Here is a 22,189-nt window from a genome sequence, read left to right as displayed (position 1 = left end):
GAGTGTGCCCGGCCGCCAGCGTGCGGAGCTGTTCCACCAGGGCGCCGGTGCTGCGGGCGGCGAGGGAGGCGCGGCGCGGCAGCAGGGCCCGGTGATGAGCGGCGGTGGACGCGACATCGGCGAGCGGAACGGTCGGACGGTCCGCGAGCCAGTCGGCCCAACGGCCCGCCTGGGCGCGCAGTGCGTCGTCGTCGCGCGCCGACAGGAGCACCACGCTCGGGCGCTCCTGCTGCCCTGTCTCCGTCTCCGTCTCCGTCTCGGTCTCGGTCTCCGCCTTCGTGGTTCGGTCGTCACCGCTTCCGGTTCCGGGCGCCACTGCCGCAGGCGGCGCCTCCTCCAGGACCAGATGGGCGTTCGTGCCGCTCAGGCCGAAGGAGGAGACACCGGCGCGCCGGATCCGGGAGGGGGCGCGGTTCCAGGGGCGCGCATCGGTGAGCAGGGCGAGACCGCTGTCGTCCCAGTCGATGTGCGCAGTAGGTTCGCCGACGTGCAGGGTCTTCGGCAGGCGCTCGTTGCGCAGCGCGAGCACCATCTTCATGACACCGGCGACACCGGCCGCCGCCTGCGCGTGGCCGATGTTGGACTTGACCGAACCGAGCCACAGCGGGTGGTCAGGTCGCCGCCCGGGCCCGAACACGGCTGCCAGGGCGCCTGCTTCGATCGGGTCGCCGAGAGAGGTACCGGTGCCGTGAGCCTCGACGGCGTCGATGTCGGCGGGTGTGAGGCCGGCGGCCGCGAGGGCCTCGCCGAGCACCCGTTGCTGCGAGGGCCCGTTGGGCGCGGTGAGGCCCTGGCTGCGGCCGTCGTGATTCACCGCCGTACCGCGGATCACGGCAAGCACCTGATCGCCGTCCCGCTCGGCAACCGACAGCCGCTTCAGTACGAGGACACCCGCACCCTCCGCCCAGCCGGCACCGTCGGCAGCCGCGGAGAAGCTCTTGCAGCGTCCGTCCGCGGCCATTCCCTTCAGCCGGGAGAACTCCACGAACACGGCAGGCGTACTCATCACCGTCACGCCGCCCGCAAGCGCCAGATCACATTCCCCCAGACGCAGCGCCTGCACCGCCAGATGGAGGGATACCAAGGAGGACGCACAGGCGGCGTCCACCGTCATGGCCGGCCCCTGCAGACCGAGGGTGTACGAGACGCGGCCGGACAGCACGCTGGCCGCGGTCCCCGTGCCCCTGTAGCCGTCGAACGAGTCGAGGCCGGCGCTCGGGTTCGCGTAGTCCGAGCCCATCGCACCCAGATACACGCCGGTCCGGCTCTCGCCGAGCGTGTCGGGCCGTATCCCGGCCCGCTCCAGGGCCTCCCACGCGACCTCGAGCACGAGGCGCTGCTGCGGGTCCATCGACAGTGCCTCACGGGGTGAGACTCCGAAGAACTCCGCGTCGAAACGCTCGGCGCCCTCGATGAAACCGCCCTCGCGGGCAGAGCTCTTGCCTGCCGCGTCGGGATCGGGATCGTACAGATCGAGACCGTCCCAGCGCGTGGGCATTCCCGCGACCGCGTCGCCGCCCGAGGACAACAGCTCCCACAGCCCTTCGGGCGTGTCGATCCCGCCGGGCAGTCTGCACCCCATGGACACGATGGCGATGGGCTCGGTGCGGGCGGCCTGCTCGGCGGAGAGCTGCTGCTCCGACTTCAGGAGCGCGCTCGTGGTGCGCCGCAGATGGGCCTCGAGCCTGTCGACATCAGACGAGGGCATGTACTCACTCCAGACGTTGCGGGACGGCCCGATGACGGACGCGGGGGTGGTCGTTCCCACCGTCGTACATCTCGTGGATCCGCGCTTCGGCTGTTGAGCGCCGGTGGACCTCTTCTCGAGCGAATGTCGAACGACGGTCGACGGCAGGGTGATTGGCCCCTGCCGTCGTACGTTCCTGTTGGGTCTGCGACCCGGTGGGACGTGATCGTCGGGTACTCCCGTCGTAGTTGAGAGGAGAGGATCGGGCCTCGAATCGTCGATCTCACGCTGGAATCAGTTGCGTTGGGAGGCAGAGCCAAGGTCCGGCTGCTCACCCCGGACACCCGGTCAGGCCGCGTGTACGCAGGCCTGCTAGAGGGTGCCCTTGGCCCAGTACGCGGCCCGCACTTCCCCCTCCGCGAAGTCCCGGCGCGCCAGACGCAGGCCCAGGGACTCCTCCAAGGCGTGGAAGTACAGCTCGAACGTGCTGGTGAGTTCGGGGTGGTCCAGCTCGGCACGGCGCACGGCACGGTTGAGGAAGTCCAGCTCGCCGCCCCTCAGATAGGGGGCATATCCACGCTCGTACCAGATGAGCTCCAGCGCGCCCCAGTCATCGTCGACGCGGCGACCGTCCCTCACGTAGTCGAACGTGTAGATGGCCTTCGCGGAGGTGGCGGTCAGCCACACGCTTTCCTCAATCCCGAGCGCCGCGTACGCCTCCTTGTCGGCGAAGGCCCCCGGCGGTGTGTCGTGGTGGAGCAGGAACGTCCACCCGCCTGCCTGCCCGAAACAGCAGCTCTGCCACTGGCGGTCCCAGTGGGCCCGGCCGCCGTCCACGGACCGCAGGTCCTTCAGGCGTGTGCCGGCCGCGACCTGTGCGGGATCAGCCCCGTACAGCAGGGCCAGGCGCTCGGCGTCGACGGTTCGCCCGTCCGCCGCGCGGAAGAAGGCAAGCGTTGTGTACGGGGCTTGCTCACGCCAGGACCCCGCTATCCAGGCGAGCCCCTCCAGCGGGTCGCGCCCGCATGCCTCGACCGTCCCTGTGTCGCCTAGGCCGCCACTGCGGAACCGTCTGCCCCACATCGGATCGATCCGCTCCAGCGCGGCGGCCACCTCCTCGAGGCTGCCGACGTGGCGACGCATCGCGGCCTCGGCGATCAGGTAAAGCACCTGTTCGAGGTCGCGGGTGGCAAAGACCTCCCGATAGGGGCCGTGCTGGCCCCGCACCGTGCCGTCCTCGTCCAGCAGCAGGCACAGGCCACCGTCCTCCGCCCCCTCAGCGCTCTCGGCCCACTCGTCGAGCTCATCGTCCGAGAGGGCCATACGCGGCAGCCCGACCTCCTGAAGCAGGGCGTGTCCGGCGGCCATTCGCTGCCAGGCCTCCACAAGTGTCCGCTTGGTGATCTCCATGACGTCAGCATAGGAAGCGTCACTGACAACTGGCCGGTCCTCGCGGCCGGTTGGCAATCGCCCGCTCCACTTCGGTACTTACTGGCCCCCCCGAACACGCCAATCCGTAGAGCGTTGCGGCATCGAGCTGCGGGGTGAGCAGGTCGCCGGTGGCCATGGAGGTCTGAGAGGGCGTTAAGTCCGTTTCTAGTTGCGTGAGGGCTGGCTCGGGGTCGGATATTCGGTGTTCTGCCCGCCCCGTGAGGACGCAGATGGTGCGCATGACTTTGGCCACCCCCGTACTGCACACCGCGCGCTTGCGACTGCGGCCCTTCACCGACGCTGACGCGGACGTTCTCTTCGTGCTGCACAGCAGCACCTACGTGATGCGCTACTGGGACTCCCCGCCGTGGACCGGACCTGCCCGCGCCGAGCGTTTCATCGCGATGTGCCGGAAGTTGGCGGACGAAGGCACCGGGGCGCGGCTGGCCATCGAACGTGCTTCCGACGGGGCCTTCGTCGGCTGGTGCGGTCTGACCGAATGGGACCCGGACTACCGCAGTGCGTCGTTGGGATACGTCCTTGACGAGGCGATGTGGGGCCACGGCTATGCGACGGAGGCCGCGCACGCCGTGCTGCAGTGGGCATTCGACATGCTGGACCTGAATCGAGTTCAGGCCGAGGCCGATACGCGCAACGTGGCATCTGCCCGGGTCCTGGAGAAGATCGGTTTCGTGCGGGAAGGCACGTTGCGGGAAGACTGCGTGGTGAACGGCGAGGTCTCCGACTCGTGGGTGTTCGGGTTGCTCAGGCGAGAGTGGCGGCCGTCGGCCGTGCCGATTCCAGCCCGTGAAGTGCGGCGTTAAGTCCGGTTCTGGTAGCGGCCTCGTCCGGGTTGGGTGAGGAGGCCTTGGCGGGTGAGGCGTCCGAGGGGGCTGCGGGTGATGTTGACGGATGCCTCGTCGGTGGGCATGCCGAGGAGTCCGTGCAGTTCACCGACCCGGTAATCGGCCGGCTTCCTCCCGCACCGGGCAGTGCAAGAGTTTCTGGATCCGCTTGTCGAGACCGTCCTGACGCCAGGGAGTGAAGTAGTAGAACACCGCCGACCAGGCCGGCAGATCATGAGGCAGGTAGCGCCACTGACAGCCGGTCCGATTCTGATAGAAGATCGCGTTCACGACCTCCCGCAGATCGCAGCACCCGGGGTCCCCGGTCGCCGACCGTGCCACCCGGTCCTGCTTCCACGCCGCGATCATCGGCTCGATCAACGCCCACTGCTCATCCAACAGATCGCGTGGATACGGTCTTCGCCCCATGCCCTGCATCTCAGCATGAGCATGTCGAAATGCAGGCCCGTACGGAGATCAGTAACTCGAACGAGCGATCACTAACCGAGGAAGATCGGACTTAACGGCCTCTGGGCGGGCTCTGGTTCTCGTTCAGTGGAGACGTCACCGTGAGCGATCCCCGCGATTCCAGCGCGCCGACCTCAGACGAAGCTACGCTATGAATTCAACGGACTCAGCAGCACCCATGAGTCATTTACCCACGTATATGCCTGCCCGCAGGAAAGCGCTAACCAAACGTCACCTATCGAGAACCAGTGAATCTCGAATACCCCCGGAAGTGTGTCGAACTTCAATTCACCCAAGGTGTCAAATCCGCGCAGTGATGCACCTCTATCCAGGTGGATTTTGGATCCATCTTGATCCGTGAGCGTGACGCTCGACAGGGTCCAGGCCGGGGCGCTGCCAGGTAGTTGGATCTTCTTCTTCAGAATTGATTCGCATTTTGCGAAGGGGTCGGAGCCCGGGATCCAGGCGCGTCCTTTCACGGCGTGAAAGCAATCTCTTGCCGCCTCTTCAATGAACGCCCCACTGAACTTGACTGCGGCGCTGCCAAGGATAGCGCCAACTACCACCATGGCAGGATCTAATTGAACTGCCCCGAGCGTGAAGGCAATTGACAGAGGTGCGCCACCGACTGAAAGGTACTTATTCCGTGAGAGGTTGCTTATTCGGTCAAACCTCTCACGAAGTTCTCGGGCGTCTATGGATTCGATTCCGTATGACTGCTCTGAATGAAGGCGCCAGGCGGCCGCCTCGGGATTTGTTATACGGAATACGGATCCTGTTTCACCGACCCTTTCTAAAGATGGCGGAGAAAAGTATTCGACCTTGGATTCCTTGTGCTTCCATGTCGAATTTAGGAGGATTCTACTGATCGCCTCCTTCTCTGTCGCGTCGCTATTGACAAATTTCTTCTCATTTGTCATGGGGGGAGTGTCGGATGTTCTCGGGTTCTCTATATTTTTGTTCTTCTTCTCGAACTCTTTCGACATAAGTGGCACCCAAGTTTCGGCGAATCGCCCCTTGCGGCAAATGCATCTTCATCAGTCGACCCGTCGCCTCGACTGTGCTGTAGATCGGTGTACCGCGAGGATCACCGTTTGTCATCTGCTGCGACACCCCGAGCTCAGGCCTAGTCGATGATTCTTCAGCTGACCTCTTCCTGGATGCCTGGAGGATGCGGTCGCGCTGGCGGAGCGGTGGCGTGCGGCCGGATCTCACGACTGGTTCCGCGGTCAAGCTCAGCTGTGGCCGCTCGTGAGTTCGCTGGGCAGGAAGTTCGAAGCGGGGGTGTCGGCGCTGTGAATGCCTGCACCGAGCCCGATGTCGCCAGTTTTTTCGCTGCGCACGACACCGGCAGAGCGGATCTTCCCAGATCGCAAGAGCGGAATCGAAATAGTCCTCGACGAGTTCTTCTCTGAAGAACTGATGTGCAACAACCAGGCCTACATGAGCACGGTGGTCGAGCAGTGGAGGCAGCGGGAATCGCAACGGAACACGCCTGTACCGAGGCTCCCGACCGGGCTGCCCACCTGCGTCCCGGCGCGCGGCCACATCCATCCTGGGCGGCCGTTGCTCCTGCCTCGTATGACGCACCCGAGGAGCCAAGGCCTTGCGCTGGACTGTCTTCTGCAACGGAGAAGCCGAGCGGAACTGGGGTGCGTGCTTGGAGCGGGTCTGGGATGGAATGCGCCATCTCCCATACAGCGACGAGCAGATGGCGACAGCCTTGGCCGCCACCGTCGCTAGGAGCGTGTGCTGTGATCCTGCCGGGGACTGCACCACATTGGAGCTTGCCACATTTCGCGGAGTTACGTCGCGGGCGCGGATCGACACAGCGCGGCTACGGCATGCCTACAGAGAGGATCTCGTCAACGTACTCCGTGACTCGAGCATGATGGACAAACCAAAGCTCCTGTTACAGGTGCAGCACAGCCCGCGTTTCGCGTTCAACTTCGCCAAACTCGGCGACTTGTTTGCCACCGAGATCATCCCCGCCCAAGTCATGCATGATCGTAGTGATTTGGTCGTCTTCTACTCGCCAGCGATCGTGCCGATCATCGGTCTGGCCTGACTGGCTCTGACCACGCGGTTGCTCTCGTGACTGGGGCCCGCACCGCCCGCTCGCTGTACCGAAACACTGGGTCGGCCAGTGTTTTGTACTGCCCCGAGGTGTTGTTCCTCGTCAGCCACCCTCGCTAGTGCCGGATCAGGGAACGTTTGCCCTGTTGTGATTGCGACTGAGCAACACAGTGGCCAGTAAGCGCGCGATTCGTTCAGCCTGAGCGTTCGCGGTCCCACTGCGCTCGAGCAGCCCTGGCGGCCCCGACTCCGGCGCTCAGCTGCGAACAGGTAGCTGCCAGGCAAAGCGGCGGACGGCATCGGTGAAGGCGTCTGGATCGTCGAAGTTCGCGAGATGTCTTGCCCGCGGGATCAATTCGATGCGGGCGTGCGGATGCGCGCGGGCGAAGTCCATCTCGCCGGACCGGAAGACGGTGTCCTTCTCGCCGTTCAGGATGAGCACGGGAGCCGCCACATGACGCATCGCACCCGCGTCGAAGCGGCCCAGCACCTCGCCCCAGGCTGCTGGCAGGGTGTGGAAGGCGTAGCCAGAGAGGATGGTCGCCTCCACCACCTCGGGAGGATAGAGCCGCCGCAGCAACCGGTCGTTCCACCGGGTCAACCGGTCCGCCGGTATGCGAGGGACGAGCCCGGCGGCCCACCGGTACGGCGTTGCCCATGGACCACAAGTTGAGGCGCTGGCCCCCGCCAGGACCAGCCCCCGCAGCTGTTCCGGGCAGCGCCGCGCGAACTCCAGCGAGGCGTATCCGCCGAGTGAGTGCCCGACGATCAGAGCTGGCCCGCGGTCGAGGGAGTCCACCGCGGAAGCGATGATCTCCGTCGCCGCGTTCAGACTCCAGGGTTGAGCAGAGCGGGCGCCGTGGCCAGGTAGGTCAACAGCGCCTACCCGGAAGTCCTCTCGGAGTGCTGCGAGCTGTGGGCTCCACTGTCCCGCACTGAGCCGCGTCCCGTGTACGAAGATGATGGGCGGTGCATCCGCTGCCGTCATGAGTCCCCCAGATCAGTACTCTCCTCGGACCGACTCTACCGGCGGGCATCCCCGGCGCTGCGACGCGGAGTTGCTGGCCAGCGAGGACGCTCGGACTGGCCAACGGTGGCGCGAGCCGCAGCGATGTGACGCGCCGTTCGGATGCTGTGCCGGGCGGTGTGTGTCCGCCACCCTGTCCGGGTGGCAGAGCGAGTACGTGTGCGTGAGATCGATGACCATGAGGGGCGGCTGCTGCTGCGGATTATCCGCAGGGGGACCGGGTCGGTGGTGACCTGGCGGAGGGCCCAGATGGTGCTGCTGTCCGCCCAGGGCATGCCGGTGGCGAAGATCGCCGAGGTGTCGTTCACCAGCGACGACCGGGTCCGCGATGTGATCCACAACTTCAACGCCGACAGCTCCGCCTCGCTCTACCCGAAATACAAGGGCGTCCGGCCCAAGACGTTCACGCTGCCCAAGCGCCGCGGGATCAAGAAGATCGCCAAGTCCAAACCCACCGAGCACGACCTGCCGTTTTCCACCTGGAGCCTGACCAAGCTGGCGGACTTCCTGGTCGCCGAGGGGGTGGTCGACGACATCAGTCACGACGGCCTGCGCATCCTGCTCCGCGAGGAAGGCGTCTCCTTTCAACGCCTGAAGACCTGGAAGACCTCCCGCGATCCGGACTACGCAGCCAAGAAGGTCTGCGTCGAACACCTCTACGCGCTCGCCGACGGTGAGGTCATACCCGAGGCCGGCGCACCCGAAGTCATCTTCTGCATGGACGAGTTCGGCCCCCTCAATCTGATGCCACACTTGGGCCGACAGTGGGCCGAACGCGGAGGCAAGCATAAGGATCCCGACCGTGAGCCCCGCCGACGGCGCCGGGCGACCTACAACCGCTACGGCGGAGTGCGACACCTGTTCGCCGCCCTCGACCTGGCCAAGGACAAGCTCTACGGCCACATCAAGCCGATCAAGAGGCGGGGCGGACGCAATTCCTGGAGTTCTGCTGCTACCTGCGCACGCTCTACCCGCGAGAGGCCCGGATCGCGATCGTGGTCGACAACTTCTCCCCGCACCTGACCACGAAGAAGTGCCAGCGCGTCGACACCTGGGCTGCGGCGAACAACGTCGAGATGGCCTACACCCCGACCAACAGCTCTTGGCTCAACCGCATCGAGGCCCAGTTCACGGCCCTGCGCTACTTCACCCTCGACGGCACGGACCACGCCACCCACAAAGAACAGGGCAGCATGATCCGCCGCTACATCATCCGGCGAAACCGCCACGCCGACGACCGGCGCCTACGCGCCATCGTCGACAGGGCAAACGTTGCCTGATCCGGCACTAGGACCGGGCGGGGTGCCCGGGGGCGGGGCGGGATCCTTCAGGACTGTTCGGTGAGGAAGGCGACCACGGTGTTGAGGAACTGCGTCTGTCCTTCGATGTTCGCCATGTGCACCGTGGGCAGGAGGGTGAAGCGCGCGCCGGGGACAGTCGCGGCGAGTTGTCTGCCGTGGTCGGCGGAGGTGACGGTGTCGTGTTCGCCTGCGATGACCAGTGTCGGGTTGGGGATGAGTGTGGCCGTGCGGCGCAGGTCGTAGTCGCGTACCGCAGCCCAGCTCCCGGCCACGCCCTGGCGTTGGGTGGCGAGCAGGGTGCGGCGGAAGCCCTCGACGATCTCGTTGTCGCCTTGCAGCATGCTGGCCGGGAACCAGTTGTGCAGGAACATCTCCGCGGTGGCCCGCATGTCGGGGGCTTGCAGCAGTTCGGCGATCGGCTGATCCCATTGATCGGCCGGGCCGAGGTGGGCGGCGGTGTTGGAGAGAACCAGGCGGTCGACGCGTTCGGGAACGTGGATGCCCAGCCATTGCGCGACGATGCCGCCCAGGGACAGGCCCAGCACGTGCACCCGCTGCAGGTCCAGGGCGTCCAGCAGCTCCACCACGTCGCGCCCCAGCCGGTCCAGGGAGTACGCGCCTTCGGGGACGTCGGAGGCGCCGTGGCCGCGTGCGTCGTAGCGCAGCAGCCGGAAGTGCTCGGTCAGAGCCGGCACCTGGCCGTCCCACATGTGCAGGTCGGTTCCGATGGAGTTCGAGAGCAGTAGTACCGGCTTGTTCTGGTCACCGTCGAAGCGGTAGGCGATGCGGACGCCGTCGCCGGTGGTGACGGCGGCAAGGGTCTGGGAAGTCATGTCAGCTCCAATGATCGAGTGGCAGCGGCTGTGTGCTGAGCCTATGAACACGACCTGTCGGAGTGCTATTACAAAGATCGGATGCTCCCTGTAGGTTGCCTTGACAATGTCGAACTTCACGCTCCATGAGTTGCAGTGCTTTGACGCGGTGGTGCTCGGCGGCGGCTTCCAGGCTGCGGCCGAGCGGCTGCACCGCTCGCACCCTTCTGTGTTCGCGGCAGTCGCCAAGCTGGAGCGCCAGCTGGGTCTGGACCTGCTGGACCGCTCGGGCTACCGGGTCCGGCTCACCGAGGCGGGGCACGCCTTCCACCGCAAGGTGCGCTTCCTGCTGCACGAGGCCGGGGAACTTCAGACCTTTGCCGCGCAGTTGGCGATGGGCGAAGAGGCCGAACTGCGCGTGGTGCTCGGGGACCTGTGCCCGCTTCCGCCGGTCCTGGAGATGTTCAGCGGCTTCTTCGCGCAGTGCCCGCAGACACGACTGCACCTGCAGTTCGAGACGGTCACAGGCCCCTGGGAGCGGCTCCTGGAGGACGAAGCCGACCTCATGGTGCACCGCGTCCCCCAGAGCGACGTGCGGATGGAGTCGATCGATCTGGGCCGCGTCGCGCTGGTGCCCGTCGTGGCGCCGGGTTTCCTGCCTTTTCCACCGGACAGCGACATCACACCGCAGCGGATGCAGGCCTTCACCCAGTGCGTGGTCCGGGATTCGGCGCGCCATCCGTCCGAACCGGGCCATTTCCTGGTCGACGGCGCGTCCCAGTGCTCCGTTCCTGACCACCTCATGAAGAAGGAGCTGATCTTGCACGGCATGGCGTGGGGGCACGTGCCGCGGTTCATGATCGAGACCGAGTTGCGTGACGGACAGCTGATTTCCATCGCCGGGCGGCACTTTCCCGGTGTGGTCGAGGAACTCTCGGCGGCGCGACGGCGCGACCGGCCGCACGGGCCGGTCGCCGACCGGCTGTGGGGCTTCCTGGAGGGCCGTGCGCCGGTTCTGCGGCCGGCGCTGGGCCGTGTGCCCGGGGCGGGGAAGCCGCCGGAACATTCACCCCGGAGCTGACTGCGGCCTGGTGACTCTGACGTGTTTCGGCTCGTGCGACCCGCTGGGCCCGCTTGTGGAGAGCAACGCGGGTTCGAATCCGGTCGTTCGTCGACTATGTCGCTGTCGGGCAGGACGTGTCTTAGATGTCAGCCTCGTGAGGCAGATGGGGATCTCTGGTTCGTCCAGCGCCGTCGATGAGTAGTGTCGCAGTGTGATGAATACCGAGCTGCGTGGCGATCTGCGACCGCCGAGTCTCAACGCCGATGAGAAGACGACGCTGTTGTCCTTCCTCAACTATCTGAGGGAAGCGGTCGCAGCCAAGGCGTCGGGTGCATCCGACAAGGCAATCAGGACAGCTGGGGTGTCATCAGGGACCAGCATCCTCGGCCTCATCAAGCATCTGACCGCAGTTGAGCTCAATTGGTTTGCTTGGGCCTATGCCGGCGCTGACGTCGAGCAATGGGACGACGAGTCCCCACCTGCCGACAACGAGACAACTGAGAGCCTGCTCGCGGCTTACGATCAGGCGATCGGGAGGTGCAATGAGATCATCCACGCCTGCGACGACTTGGATCGGCCAGGCGCCCGTTCGCTCCGCGAGACGCCTCCGCCGACGATGCGCTGGGTCTTGGTGCACATGATCGAGGAGACTGCTCGGCACGCCGGCCACGCCGACATCCTCCGAGAGCAGATGGACGGTTCGGTCGGCCGGTGAGCCCACACGGTGGGCAAGCTGGACGACCTTGAATTCGGGCCACCTGGACACGAGTCGTCCATCAGGGGGATCCAGGCGGACGCCTTGGGCATGCCGCCCATCGTCCTTGGATGCCTGGCCTCGCCCTGAGCGGTGGCGGGGTGGTGGTCCCGGCCACGCCGTGAGTGGTCTCGCGGCGGGCGCGGAGAGGGGCGAGGGCGGTGACCCGCACGTGGCCACTGCCTTCGCCCCATGAGCGGCGGGTCAGGCGGTGGTCCTGTCGCCCACCACACCGGAGAAGCCGAGCTTGTCGACGGCCTGGTAGTAGGTCCAGGCCGTCCCATTGCACGTGGTCTTGGTCGCGCCGGTGTATCTCGCGCACACTCTCTTCAGGTCTTCGTAGAAGGCGCTGTCGATGCGGGCTTTGTTGGCGTTGAAGGTGCCCGCTTCCTTGTAGTTGCGGTACCCGAAGTCGTGTCGGGCGCAGGCTGTCTTGAAGGGGAAGCCGAGGGGGTTGTCGGGCGAGCTGGAGCAGTAGTCGGTGGACCAGTTGAACTGGTACGCGCTCCAGGCTCCTTGGTTCCCGTTGGCCGACACCCAGGCGTTGTAACTGCCCGCGTCGGTCTGGGTCCATTGGCTGAGCACTTGCGGCTTGTCGGCGGGCACGGCGTGCGCAGGGGCGGCGGCCACTCCTAATCCCAGAGTGAGGCAGGCCGTGCTCACGGCGAGAGCGGTCAGTCGAGGGCGCATGAGGTCTCCTTCGGGTGATGACACTTCCGTCTCAACAAGCGCTTTCATGCCCACAGTTGGCCCTTCAATAAACGAGACGCTCGCGTGAACTCCCTTTGAACGTGCGGGAGTTACGTCAACACCACCGCAAGCTGGGCTCTACCGGCGGATGGAGGACATGGTCATCCCGTGGCACGGAGGGAGCGGGTCGGCCGCCCTCGGTGCAGGTGGGTGCCGAAGCCGAAGTGTTCGGTGATGCGGTTGATGTGCTCCGCGAGGAGGAAGGTGCTGGCCTTCAGGGGATTCATCTCCGCCTGAGTCGAGTCTCCGTGCCGTTTGCGCCACAGGTTGGGACTCAGGGGCTCAGGGGCTCAGGGGCCCAGGGAGGCGGTGAACTGACCGGTCAGTACTTGCTGTCCGACGCACCTTGGCAGCCTCCGCCCGCGGCCTCCGCGTCTAGGCAGGCCAAGCCGCGCCGAGGGCCGGTGCGTGGTCACAAGGAGGGCGGCCTGACTCCTTCACGCCTTGCGGCGCTCCCCGCAGGGCGGGTGATCAGCGAGCGGAGCGGTGGCATCACGGACCTGAGCCAGTCCCGCCGGGGCCTGTCCTTTACGTGGGTGTCAGAGCATGATGAGCAGACGCGTGTTCGGCTTGAGTTTCCTGTTCACCGAACGGCTCTGCACGTAGACCTCCAGCTTGGGGTTGTTCCCCGCCTTCACCGAGACGGTTGTCCGGATGCCTGATCCGAACAGGAGAGTGCGGGCCGCGTCGCCGGTGTAGGCGCGGTCGGTGTCCTTCTCGACCACGATGACCTCCTTGTCCGGCTGGACCTGGGCCCGGGCGCCCAGCTGGTAGAAACACGCACCGCGTTGGTAGGTCACGCCGGGGTGTGAATCGACGAACGGGCGGATCTCGATCTCCTGGTCGACTTTCAGGAGCCGGTACGTGGCAGCCGGCACCGGCTCGAGCTGCGCCCGCACCTGATCTACCGATATGTCCTGGCCGACGGCGAACAGGTTCTTCGTGCCGCGTACGCCCTGCTCACGGGCCCGCAGGAAGCTGGTGGCAGCAGCGCGCACGGTGCCGATGGCCTCTTCGACGCCTTCCTGGGAATCCGCATCCCAGATGGCGATGTTTCCGGCGGGGAAGCCGTAGTTCTGGGCGGTCCGTTTGGCCAGGGAGTTGGGAACCAGGATCGCGGACGTCCAGTGATCGGCAAGCCCGCCCATCCTCGCCGTGATCCTGTCGAGCCAGGGGCCGAGGATCGTCATGTCGCCGTCGTGCCGCCTGTCACCCCCGGAAGCGTTCTCCTCGCCATCGGTCACCACGATCTGGAGGAAGCTGTGCTCACCGTATTCCTCCCAGATGTGCCCCAGGTCCTCCAGAGACTTCAGCGAAGCCTCGATGAGCGCCGTGGCACCGTTGTTGACCCGGTAGAGACCTCGCATGGACGGCAGATGCTTCACGTCCATGTCCCACACCAGGTTCTCCACCCGGTGGTCGAAGGAGTAGAGACTGATGCGGGTCTCGTGGCCCAGGCTGTCCGACTCGGCCTTCAGCCCTGCCACGAACTCGTCCACCACGCGCACGAGCTGACTCTGATGGGGACGCATGGATCCCGAACAGTCCACTACCAGCGCGACGTGATTCACCTTGTGCTGGATCCTGTTGGCAGACATAGTTCTGCTCCCCCTTTTTTTTGAAGCTTCCCGAGTGATTTCACTCTATGGGCAGGCACTGACAACGCCGTTTGATGGCCCATCACCCGCACGCTCCTCGCGCCGTACCCAGCCCCCCGGCACCCACAAGGCAACCGGACCGGTGGCAGCTGACCGCTGGCCATCGAGGGAGAGGCAGGCGGTACCAGCCCGGAGTCGTCGCGTGTGCGAACCCTGTGTGTGGCCTTCGCTGCTGCCGACTGCTACGCCTGTGCCGCCGGATGGCCCCGTGCTGTCGCGCCAAGGAGTGGCGGCTGATGGCCACATCGAGTGACCCGCCGTAGAAGTCTCAACCTCAACCTCAACGTCAACCTCAAGCGCAGCTCCAGCTCTGCTCGCTGCTTGTGCGCACTCCTGCCCGCGGTCAGCGAGACCCGGAAGGGGACATCGCGGGCAACCGGCCTGGGGGCGCCAAGCGCCGCCGGACCTGTGCGCACCCCGGAGCGTCTTCCCAGGGTGCTGGTTGCGGAGGGGGTAGAGGCAGCCGTGCCATCACCGGGAGTGAGGAGAGTGCCCCCTGCGGGCTGATGGTGACGCGGGCTGTGGGAAGGGGGGAGTCGGCCGACGGCGAGCCGGTCCTGACGGATGCCGGAAGCGGTCCAGGAGGCGCACCGTGGCGGACTCATCCTGGCAAGAAGTTCACCAACGCCCGGTGGGAAGCGATCGAGCGTCCCGGGCGGTTGGGACACTCTGCGGGACACTCACCCGCCCCCGTGCGACGGCTGCCAGCAGCACGCGGTCACCAAGCCGACGAGGCTGCGCCGGAACACCAGGAGCTGGAGCTGGACCAAGGGGTGCCCGAGCCGAGGCCCGAGGGCGTTCGGCTCTCGCGTTTCTGTCCTGGGTTCGTCGCACGGTCAACGCTTTTGGTCTGTACGGGGATCATCGTCACCGCCAGCTCCTGAACCTCTGCGTGCGCGACATCCCCCGGATCAGGCGTCTCCAACAGGTCGAGCCGGGCACGTGATACGGCAAGTGCCCTATGGCGTATACCAGTTGATGCTCTGTCGCTATCACCGAATGGTATCGGTACGAACGCGCCCCGCCTTCCCGATACTCGTCCCGACCGGAGGCGGCACCCCGCAGGCCCCCGGTCCCGGGATCCAGGGCACCCGCGTGCCCCAAAGCTCCCGGCCACCCTCGGCCAACCAGGCCACCGGCCGCCCCGGCCACCGGACATCCGGAAGGGACACACCCCCCGTGAACAGATCCCGCACCAGCCTCCTCGCCATCCTCGGCGCCGCCGCTCTGGTCAGCTCGCTCGCCGTCGCCCCCGCGGCGTTCGCGGCGCCCACGCCCGACACGGCCAAGTCCGCCTCCACGAAGGCCACATCGGCGTACGCAGGATCCGCCGAGGACGAGGCCGCCAACCGGCAGTTCTTCGACGCCGTCATGAAGTCGGCGCTGAAGAAGCAGGCGGCGCAGCCGGGCATCCAGGTCGTCACCGTTCGCTACCGCACGACCCGTGCGCCGAGCTTCCGCAGCCAGATATCGCAGAGCACGCAGATCTGGAACTCCTCCGTCAGCAACGTGAAGCTCCAGGAGTCCAGCTCGGGCGCCGACTTCGAGTACCGCGAGGGCAACGACTCGCGCGGCTCGTACGCCTCCACCGACGGGCGCGGCCACGGCTACATCTTCCTGGACTACCGGCAGAACCAGCAGTACAACTCCACCCGGGTGACGGCTCACGAGACGGGCCACGTGCTCGGTCTGCCCGACCACTACTCGGGCCCGTGCAGCGAGCTGATGTCCGGCGGCGGTCCCGGCACGTCCTGCACCAACGCCTACCCGAACGCGCAGGAGCGCCAGCGCGTCAACAGCCTCTGGGCCAGGGGGATCGCCGCCCTCCAGGACAAGGGCGAGCTGACGAAGATCCGCTGACCCTGCGCGCCACTTGCCGGGCGCAGGGTTGCTTACCGCGATCAGCCGCCGTGCTGACCCGGCCGCCTGCGGCGCGCGTTCTTCCAACAGGGGTCCTCATACTCCGAGGAGGACGTTGCGCTGCAGCGGCCGGCGAAGGTTCGTGGATGAGTAGTCCGGTCAACAGGCGCCAAGCCCGTGGGCTGCTCAACCAGCTGCAGTTCGACCAGGCTGAACCTGTCGAAGAAGGCGACAGGGCTGACGCTGCGACCTCGGTTTACGGCGTGATCGGGGGCGTTCCTGGGTGCGGGTCAGATGGTGGGGCGGGGCCAGGGGATGTTGGGTTCGGCGGCGACGGTGTAGTCGATGCCGGGGACTGAGAAGCCATACAGCCGTCGGACTTCGTCGCTGAACCAGTCGACGTCGGCGAGTTCGGTGATGGTGTCGCTGGTGGCGGTGTTCCAGCGTTCGGTGACGGCATTCTGCACGGCGGGGTCGAGTTCCCAGGTGTCGAGGCGGATGCGTCCTTCGTCGTCGAGGTCGAGGGGGCGGGCGCCGGTCAGCTGGTCCCACAGCTCGACCAGTTGGCCGATCGGGGTCACCATCGCGTCGCCGAGGACGCCGCGCAGCAGTCCGACGTACAGGGCGATGCCGGGGATGGCGGTGGAGGACTGGGTGACGGCAGCGGCGTTGACCGAGGTGACGGCCCTGCCGCCCAGGCTCTTGTTGAGACGCTCGTTCAACGTGCGTGCGGTGGCTTCGAGATGGGACTTGGCGGCGCCGATGGTGCCCTCTCGGTAGATCGCTGCGGTGAGCGGCGAGCCGATGTAGGACAGGGCGGCGGTGGCGAAGCCGTCGGCGAGCAGGGACCGGTCGGCCAGGAAGGTGATCCACCGTTCCCAGTCGGTGCCGCCCATGACCGCGACGGTCTGATCGATGTCGTCGCCGTCGGCCGGCGCGGTGGTGACCTCCTTGACCTCCGGGGAACCGGATTCGTCGAAGACGAGGGTCTTGGTGGTGTGCGGCGAGCCGACCGGTTTGAGGACCGAGGCATATACGTTGCCGGTGTCCGGGTCGGTGCGGCGCGGCGCGGCCACCGAGTAGATCAGGAAGTCGAGGCGTCCTGCGAACCGCTCGGCGATCAGGTCGGCAACCTGCTCCTTCATGGCATCGCTGAAGGCATCGCCGTTGAGGAAGACCATGTCCCGCCTGTGCTGTTGGGCGAGTCGGGCCGTGGCGGCGGTGCGATACCAGCCGGCTGTGCCGGTGCGTCGCGCGGGAGCCTTCTCGAAGCACACGCCGATGCCACGGATACCGACCCGGGCCAGGCCAGCGATCGTGGCGGCGAGGCCGTACCCGGCGGAGGAGCCGATGACCAGAGCCACCGGCCCTTCGCTCCCGACGGTGACTGGGTCGGGGACGGCTTGCCACATCTCGTCCACCAGCTGTCGGCAGCCGCCAGGATGGGAGTCGAGGAAAAGGAAGCCCCGGCTCTTGGGCGCAATGACGCGTTCGCTCACGGTGTGGTGTCCCAGGTGTCGTCACGGACAAGGACGAGGCGGCCGTGTGGGCCACCTCGTCCTGCCAGTCTGTGGCCGTGCGGAGAACCACGGTGATCTTGACCGGCACAACGATGCCCAGCCCTGCTTGGAGGGTTCCCCACTAGCTCCAGCGGGACTGCTGGCCGCATCGCGCGGGCATCGGACGCGCGATGCACTCGGGGCCCTCTTGGACATGTGTGCCTGGCTGCTCAGTGTGAGGAGACAGGCACCCGCGCTTTCAGCAAGCCTTCGTCCCCCAGAACGTCGACAAGCCGGTGAGGCGCTTGCGCTCTCGCCGCTGGTCACCAACGAACTTCAGACAGTCGCTGTCAGGCCCACAGGACCAGACGAACTTGTGGTAGACGGTGTATCCGCACCGATTGGTTGCCTGAGCCCAACCGCCGCTGAGCGAGTACGACTTCACGCACGAAGCCGCGGAAACCGGCGTAGCAGTCCCCAGCCCCAGACCCACGCTGGACAGCATCAACACCACGCCAATGGCTGCCCGTTCAGCCTGGCGCCGGTGCAGAAACGCGGGACCGCCGCTGCGAATCTGCAGCTCGATGACCGGGTCGGACGCTCCGCCCGGCAGCGCTACCTGGATCGTTTCCCAAGCTCGATCGCCGCTTACCGGAGAGTCATATTCGGCGCGGTTCGGCTCCGTCCTGCCAGTGGTAGAGGTCGCGCAGCAGGGAGATCTCGGCGCCGTGATGGATCAGCTCCCTGTTGACGTGCAGGACGATGCCCTCCATGGGGAACTGCTCGGGACCCACCTCGGGCGGATTCTCCAGGTCAGCGTCCGAGAGCTCCCGGACCCCCGCGTTCCATCTTCCATACATCTCATCGAGCTGTTTCAGCGCCTCGTCAGCGGTCCCCGCGTAGGCGAATGTCTCGGATTCGACGTCCTCGCCGCCGAAGTGCCATCCGACCCGATAGCCCAGGACGGAGACAATGACGTGCGCCAGCCGCCAGGCGATCGTGGTCACCGGCGCCGGCACCGGACCGGGCCACGCGAAGTCCATCGTCCATTCCCCCAAACCTTGCGACATCGGTGCGGCCGACGTGCCACGTGGGCGGATGCTCCAGCAGCCACGCACCGGCTCCCAGAAGTACTCCTCGTCGGCAAGACCATGCAGCCGCGGTCGCAGGTTCTTTTCCCAGTGCCGGTTTAGCTGGTCCGCAATGCGCTCACTTCTTGTCATGTCCGCACGCTACATATAACGGAGACTTTGCTGCGATCCTCGCGGACGCCGTCGCCGGCCGTGGACCGTGGGTGCGTGGCGCGCCGGGAGATGGTGCCGGGGCTGAGAGGACCGGCAGCCGAGCACGTCGAGCTCGGTGTCGGGCTGGCCCTGCGGGCAGGCGTCGACCTGTTCGTACAGGGCGCGGCGCGCCTGCTCCTTGGTAATGCCGCGTGGCCGCTTGCCTGCCATGTGGCAGTCGCCGTGGTGCACGTGTCCCGCTAGCCGCCCGCTGAGGGCTCTGCTCGATGAGCCAGTTCGAGCCGGCGGCCGGGCCTGCTCGCCGCGGGTGTGCCAGTCTCACGCCGATCCTGGGGAGTTCCACCGCTGGCTCGCGTCTGGGAGGTCATACGGGGCGGGAGCCGGGTGCCGGGCTCTCACCCGATATACGTGCGCTATGACCAGCGGCGTAGTGCTCCTCGTGCCGGGATCGTGACGGCGAGCAGCGTCAGCCCGCCGGCGGCGGCTGCGAAGCATCCGTACACGAGCGGGGGGACGTACGGTGCCTCGCCGGTCATGCCGTGCATCATCGGGATCAGCGTGGCCGCGGCGATCGCGGAGCCGAGGATGACGCCCGCGGCGGAGACCAGCAGGCCTTCCCAGCGGAGCATCTGCATGACCTGGCTCCGGGTGGAGCCGATGAGGCGCAGGGTACCGAGCTCGCGGCGGCGGTCGAGCACGGTCATCACCAGGGTGTTGAGGGCGGCGATGGCGGCGAAGCCACCGAGGACCGCGGCCATGGTGTTGTTCATCCAGGCGCCGGTCTTGGCGTCGAGGCTCTGCTGGGTGGCGTAGCCGGAGGCGTCGGTGACCGTGCCCAGGGCGGACAGAGACTGCCGCGAGCCGCCGCTTACGAGCAGCGTGCTGGCGAAGCCTGAGGTGGTGTGCCCGTCCAGGGATGCGCGGTCCATGGTCACTGCCGCGAGTCCGAGGCCGCGGCCGTAGATCGCGTTGATCTCGGGGCTGGCCTTGGTGCCGTCGGGGAGGTTGAGCGGGAGCCGGTCGCCGACGCCGACGTCCGCTGTGGCGGCCAGGGTTTTGTCTATGGCGATACGGCCGGTGCCTATCCGGTCGAGGCTGCCTTCCCTCACGTCCAGGTCCTGCACCTTCGCGAGCTCGGCGCCTGAGCCGGTGATGCCCTGGGTCGCCGCGCCCCGCAACGCCTTGAATTCGCCGGAACCGGTGGGCACCAGCACCTGCGTGTTCAGCACGCCGACTGCCGCGTCCACGCCCGGCGCCCGGGCTGCGCGCTGCGCCGTGTCGACGGGGAGCCGGCCGGGTCGGTGACCACGTGGTCCGCGGTGATGCCCGCGCGCAGCTGGGTGTCGGCGACGTGGCGCTCGCTCGTATTCATGAAGACGAGCGTCGAGGCGAAGGCCATGGCCAGCACGATCGGGGTGATCGCGGAGGCGAGGCGACGGGAGTTGGTACGGGAATTGGCGGCCGCAAGCGAAGCGGCAGGCCCCGCACCACGCAGCGGCAGGCCGAACAGGCCCGCGCACAGCCGCGCCACCAGCGGGCCGAGCAGCCCGACACCGAGCATGAAGCACATGACGACGCCGAGGGCGGCACCAGCGGCGTTGTCACCGGTGGAGCCGGCGGCGACGCCGGTGAGAGTGGCACCGCCGACGCCGGTGAGAGTCGCACCGCCGACCAGGGCGGCCAGGCCAAGTCCGGTACGGATCACGCCGGGCCGCAGTCGCTCCACCGAGGCTTCCGACAGCGCTTGTCCGGGCTTGATCTTCGCGGGCCGACGCCCTGCGATCCAGCCGGCGGCCAGCGCGGTGAGCAGCCCGGTGCCGACGGCGATGAGGAGGGGGATGCCGGAGACGTGTACCTGGACGGCTTCGGGGATCGCGCCGCGGCCCTGCAACTGTCCCAACCACCAGTGTGCGAGGCCGATGCCGGGCAGGGTGCCGAGGATTCCGGCGAGTGGGGCGACGAGCAGAGCTTCGGAGGCGACTGCGCGGCGGATCTGCCGGGGGGGGGGCGCCGATGGCGCGCAGCAGCGCGTATTCGCGGGCCCGCTGGGAGACTGACAGCGCGACGGTTCCGGCTGCGGTGAAGACGGCGACGATGGCGGCGATGCCGCCGAAGGGTCCGCCGATTCCGAAGAGGGTGTCCTTGGCGTAGGCGAGGCCCGGGTCCTCGACGGCGCCGCGGTCGTCGCCGGTATGCACCTGGGCGCCGGTGCCGGCCAGGGCCCGCTTCACCGAGTCGGCGAGGGTGTCGGCATGCGTGCCGTCCTGGGCCAGTACGGCGATGGCGTCCGCCTTGCCGGGGTGGCCGGCGAGGGCGGGGGCCTGGGCGTCGGCGAACCAGGCAATGGCGCTCGCGGCGCCGGTGCTTCGGGCGCCATCCGCGGGTGTGGCCTTGGCGATGCCTGCGACGCGGAAGTCTCGCTGCCCGGCGGCGGTCTGCAGCGCGACGGTGTCGCCGACATGGGCCTTCGCGGCGCGTGCGGTGCCGGAGTCGAGTACGACCTCGCCCGCGCCTGGCGCGGAGCCGTCGGTCAGCGTGGTGCCGGTGAAAGCGTGCGAGCCCCAGCGCCGTGAGCCGCACTGACACAGATCGTCAACTCATTGATCCTCACAGGTCTGGTCGCTGTCCCGGTCCTGCGAAAGGGTTCCGTGAAGGCGGCAGTGCGGCATGTGCGCACTCGATCCGATGCCGCGCCGAGTGTTCAGGCACATCCACGAGAGAAGGAAACACACCCCCTATGCGCGCCCTTGTGGTCGATCACAGTGAGGCCGGACCCGTCCGGTTCGCCGATGTCGATGAGCCCGTACCGTCCGCCGGTGAGGCGTTGGTGGAGATACGTCATATCTGTCTCAACTTCGGAGAGCTGAACTACGTGCACCAGTGGCCGGCTGGCGCTGTGCACGGTCACGACGCGGCCGGCGTCGTGGTGCGCGCCGCATCCGACGGCTCGGGGCCGCCCGAAGGTACGCGCGTCGCTGTGGGAATGGCTCCCCACGCGTGGGCGGAGCGGGTGGCAGTCAGCCCCGCCTCGCTCGGCACCGTCCCCGAGGGCGTGGACCTGGCCGACGCCGCCGCGTTGGGAATCGCGGGAGTCACCGCGCTGCGGGTGCTGCGCAAGCGTTCTCTGCTGGCGCGCAACGTTCTGATCACCGGCGCCAGCGGGGGAGTGGGGCACTTCGCCGTCCAGTTGGCGGCGCTGGCGGGCGCGCGGGTGACGGCGCTCGTCGGTTCGCCGGAGCGGGCGGCCGGACTGCGTGAACTCGGCGCCGACAGGGTCCTGACCGACCTGGCCGGGACCGGTGAGCGGTTCGACCTCGTCCTGGACACGGTCGGCGGGCCGCTGACGGCCCAGGCGTGGAGTTCTCTCGCCGAGGGCGGCACCATCCACGTGGTTGGTTACTCCTCGGGGCAGGAAACCACGTTCCCGTCAGGGGCCTTGTTCGGCTTCGGTGAGCCCCGCAGCATCGCCACGTACGGCGATATGACGCCGACCAGCAGGGAGTTGACGGACCTGCTGGGTCTCATGGCCGCCGGGAGGCTCTCGGCACCGGTCGGACGGCGAGGCAGCTGGCAGGACGTGGACGACGCCGTCCAGGCGCTGTTCGCGCGGAAGGTGCACGGAAAGGTCGTTCTTGACGTGGCCTGAAGCTGTGGACGAGAACACATGCGTCGTCGGCCGACGGCCGACGGCCGTCGGCCGTCGGCTGGCGGTGG

17 protein-coding genes and 4 pseudogenes are annotated in these 22,189 nt (G+C 67.2%); 7 read left to right on the top strand and 14 right to left on the bottom strand.

Annotated features, from left to right (window positions below; translation table 11 throughout):
• Positions 1–19 precede the first annotated feature (19 nt).
• Together M4V62_RS43805 and M4V62_RS00600 are read right to left on the bottom strand one after the other, a co-directional pair.
• Positions 20–1,648, bottom strand: a pseudogene (locus M4V62_RS43805) (type I polyketide synthase); the annotation flags it as partial.
• Between the two features lie 411 nt (positions 1,649–2,059).
• Positions 2,060–3,097, bottom strand: coding sequence for a hypothetical protein (locus M4V62_RS00600; protein WP_249585195.1), 1,038 nt, complete (start codon positions 3,095–3,097; stop codon positions 2,060–2,062).
• A gap of 260 nt (positions 3,098–3,357) precedes the next feature.
• Between M4V62_RS00600 and M4V62_RS00595 the strand changes: the two genes are divergently transcribed.
• Positions 3,358–3,942 (top strand): GNAT family N-acetyltransferase, encoded by a 585-nt coding sequence (locus tag M4V62_RS00595; RefSeq protein WP_249585194.1) that lies wholly within the window; start codon positions 3,358–3,360, stop codon positions 3,940–3,942.
• Between the two features lie 138 nt (positions 3,943–4,080).
• Here the strand turns inward: M4V62_RS00595 and M4V62_RS00590 are convergent.
• Both M4V62_RS00590 and M4V62_RS00585 read right to left on the bottom strand, forming a co-directional pair.
• Positions 4,081–4,392 (bottom strand): annotated as a pseudogene (locus tag M4V62_RS00590) (transposase); the annotation flags it as partial.
• 188 nt (positions 4,393–4,580) lie between these two features.
• Positions 4,581–5,417 carry a hypothetical protein gene (locus tag M4V62_RS00585; RefSeq protein ID WP_249585193.1) on the bottom strand — a complete coding sequence of 279 codons (837 nt, stop codon included), beginning with the start codon at positions 5,415–5,417 and terminating at the stop codon, positions 4,581–4,583.
• Positions 5,418–6,037: 620 nt separating this feature from the next.
• Between M4V62_RS00585 and M4V62_RS00580 the strand changes: the two genes are divergently transcribed.
• On the top strand, positions 6,038–6,499 hold the full coding sequence (locus M4V62_RS00580; protein WP_249585192.1) for a hypothetical protein: 462 nt from the start codon (positions 6,038–6,040) through the stop codon (positions 6,497–6,499).
• 264 nt (positions 6,500–6,763) lie between these two features.
• On the opposite strand, the gene M4V62_RS00575 is transcribed toward M4V62_RS00580, so the two are convergent.
• The gene (locus M4V62_RS00575) at positions 6,764–7,495 is read right to left on the bottom strand and encodes an alpha/beta fold hydrolase (protein WP_249585191.1); all 732 of its coding nucleotides are present in this window, start codon (positions 7,493–7,495) and stop codon (positions 6,764–6,766) included.
• Positions 7,496–7,675: 180 nt separating this feature from the next.
• Between M4V62_RS00575 and M4V62_RS43800 the strand changes: the two are divergent.
• Positions 7,676–8,814: pseudogene (locus M4V62_RS43800) on the top strand (IS630 family transposase).
• Between the two features lie 47 nt (positions 8,815–8,861).
• On the opposite strand, the gene pcaD reads toward M4V62_RS43800, so the two are convergent.
• Positions 8,862–9,668, bottom strand: a complete 807-nt coding sequence (gene pcaD / locus M4V62_RS00560) for a 3-oxoadipate enol-lactonase (RefSeq protein WP_249585189.1) — start codon at positions 9,666–9,668, stop codon at positions 8,862–8,864.
• A 106-nt stretch (positions 9,669–9,774) separates the two neighbouring features.
• Between pcaD and M4V62_RS00555 the strand changes: the two genes are divergently transcribed.
• Both M4V62_RS00555 and M4V62_RS00550 read left to right on the top strand, forming a co-directional pair.
• Positions 9,775–10,728 (top strand): LysR family transcriptional regulator, encoded by a 954-nt coding sequence (locus M4V62_RS00555; protein ID WP_249585188.1) that lies wholly within the window; start codon positions 9,775–9,777, stop codon positions 10,726–10,728.
• Between the two features lie 196 nt (positions 10,729–10,924).
• Positions 10,925–11,425, top strand: a complete 501-nt coding sequence (locus M4V62_RS00550; RefSeq protein ID WP_249585187.1) for a DinB family protein — start codon at positions 10,925–10,927, stop codon at positions 11,423–11,425.
• Positions 11,426–11,668: 243 nt separating this feature from the next.
• Here the strand turns inward: M4V62_RS00550 and M4V62_RS00545 are convergent, their stop codons facing one another.
• From M4V62_RS00545 to M4V62_RS00540, 3 genes are all read right to left on the bottom strand, one after another.
• The gene (locus M4V62_RS00545; protein WP_249585186.1) at positions 11,669–12,154 is read right to left on the bottom strand and encodes a phospholipase; all 486 of its coding nucleotides are present in this window, start codon (positions 12,152–12,154) and stop codon (positions 11,669–11,671) included.
• 161 nt (positions 12,155–12,315) lie between these two features.
• Positions 12,316–12,441, bottom strand: a complete 126-nt coding sequence (locus tag M4V62_RS43530; RefSeq protein WP_283779056.1) for a hypothetical protein — start codon at positions 12,439–12,441, stop codon at positions 12,316–12,318.
• A 312-nt stretch (positions 12,442–12,753) separates the two neighbouring features.
• Positions 12,754–13,812: a vWA domain-containing protein gene (locus tag M4V62_RS00540; RefSeq protein WP_249585185.1), complete on the bottom strand. Its 1,059-nt coding sequence runs from the start codon at positions 13,810–13,812 to the stop codon at positions 12,754–12,756.
• Positions 13,813–15,051: 1,239 nt separating this feature from the next.
• On the opposite strand from M4V62_RS00540, the gene snpA reads away from it, so the two are divergent.
• Entirely contained in the window at positions 15,052–15,732 is a 681-nt protein-coding gene (gene snpA, locus M4V62_RS00535) for a snapalysin (RefSeq protein ID WP_249585184.1), read from the top strand.
• 290 nt (positions 15,733–16,022) lie between these two features.
• On the opposite strand, the gene fabV is transcribed toward snpA, so the two are convergent.
• The 5 genes and pseudogenes from fabV to M4V62_RS00515 all read right to left on the bottom strand — a co-directional run.
• Positions 16,023–17,231, bottom strand: a complete 1,209-nt coding sequence (gene fabV / locus M4V62_RS00530) for an enoyl-[acyl-carrier-protein] reductase FabV (RefSeq protein WP_249585183.1) — start codon at positions 17,229–17,231, stop codon at positions 16,023–16,025.
• Between the two features lie 259 nt (positions 17,232–17,490).
• The gene (locus M4V62_RS44065; RefSeq protein WP_488212577.1) at positions 17,491–17,736 is read right to left on the bottom strand and encodes a hypothetical protein; all 246 of its coding nucleotides are present in this window, start codon (positions 17,734–17,736) and stop codon (positions 17,491–17,493) included.
• Positions 17,737–17,890: 154 nt separating this feature from the next.
• Positions 17,891–18,454 (bottom strand): DinB family protein, encoded by a 564-nt coding sequence (locus tag M4V62_RS00525; protein ID WP_249585182.1) that lies wholly within the window; start codon positions 18,452–18,454, stop codon positions 17,891–17,893.
• Between the two features lie 9 nt (positions 18,455–18,463).
• Positions 18,464–18,685, bottom strand: coding sequence for a DUF6233 domain-containing protein (locus M4V62_RS00520; RefSeq protein WP_249585181.1), 222 nt, complete (start codon positions 18,683–18,685; stop codon positions 18,464–18,466).
• 203 nt (positions 18,686–18,888) lie between these two features.
• Positions 18,889–21,039: pseudogene (locus tag M4V62_RS00515) on the bottom strand (FtsX-like permease family protein); the annotation flags it as partial.
• 173 nt (positions 21,040–21,212) lie between these two features.
• On the opposite strand from M4V62_RS00515, the gene M4V62_RS00510 reads away from it, so the two are divergent.
• Positions 21,213–22,121: a zinc-binding dehydrogenase gene (locus tag M4V62_RS00510; RefSeq protein WP_249585180.1), complete on the top strand. Its 909-nt coding sequence runs from the start codon at positions 21,213–21,215 to the stop codon at positions 22,119–22,121.
• The last annotated feature ends 68 nt before the right edge of the window (positions 22,122–22,189 follow it).

It is taken from the genome of Streptomyces durmitorensis, from assembly GCF_023498005.1.
GTDB classification, from domain to species: Bacteria; Actinomycetota; Actinomycetes; order Streptomycetales; family Streptomycetaceae; genus Streptomyces; species Streptomyces durmitorensis.
Note: the sequence above shows the minus strand (reverse complement) of the source record. Positions and strands in the feature narration are given on the sequence as shown.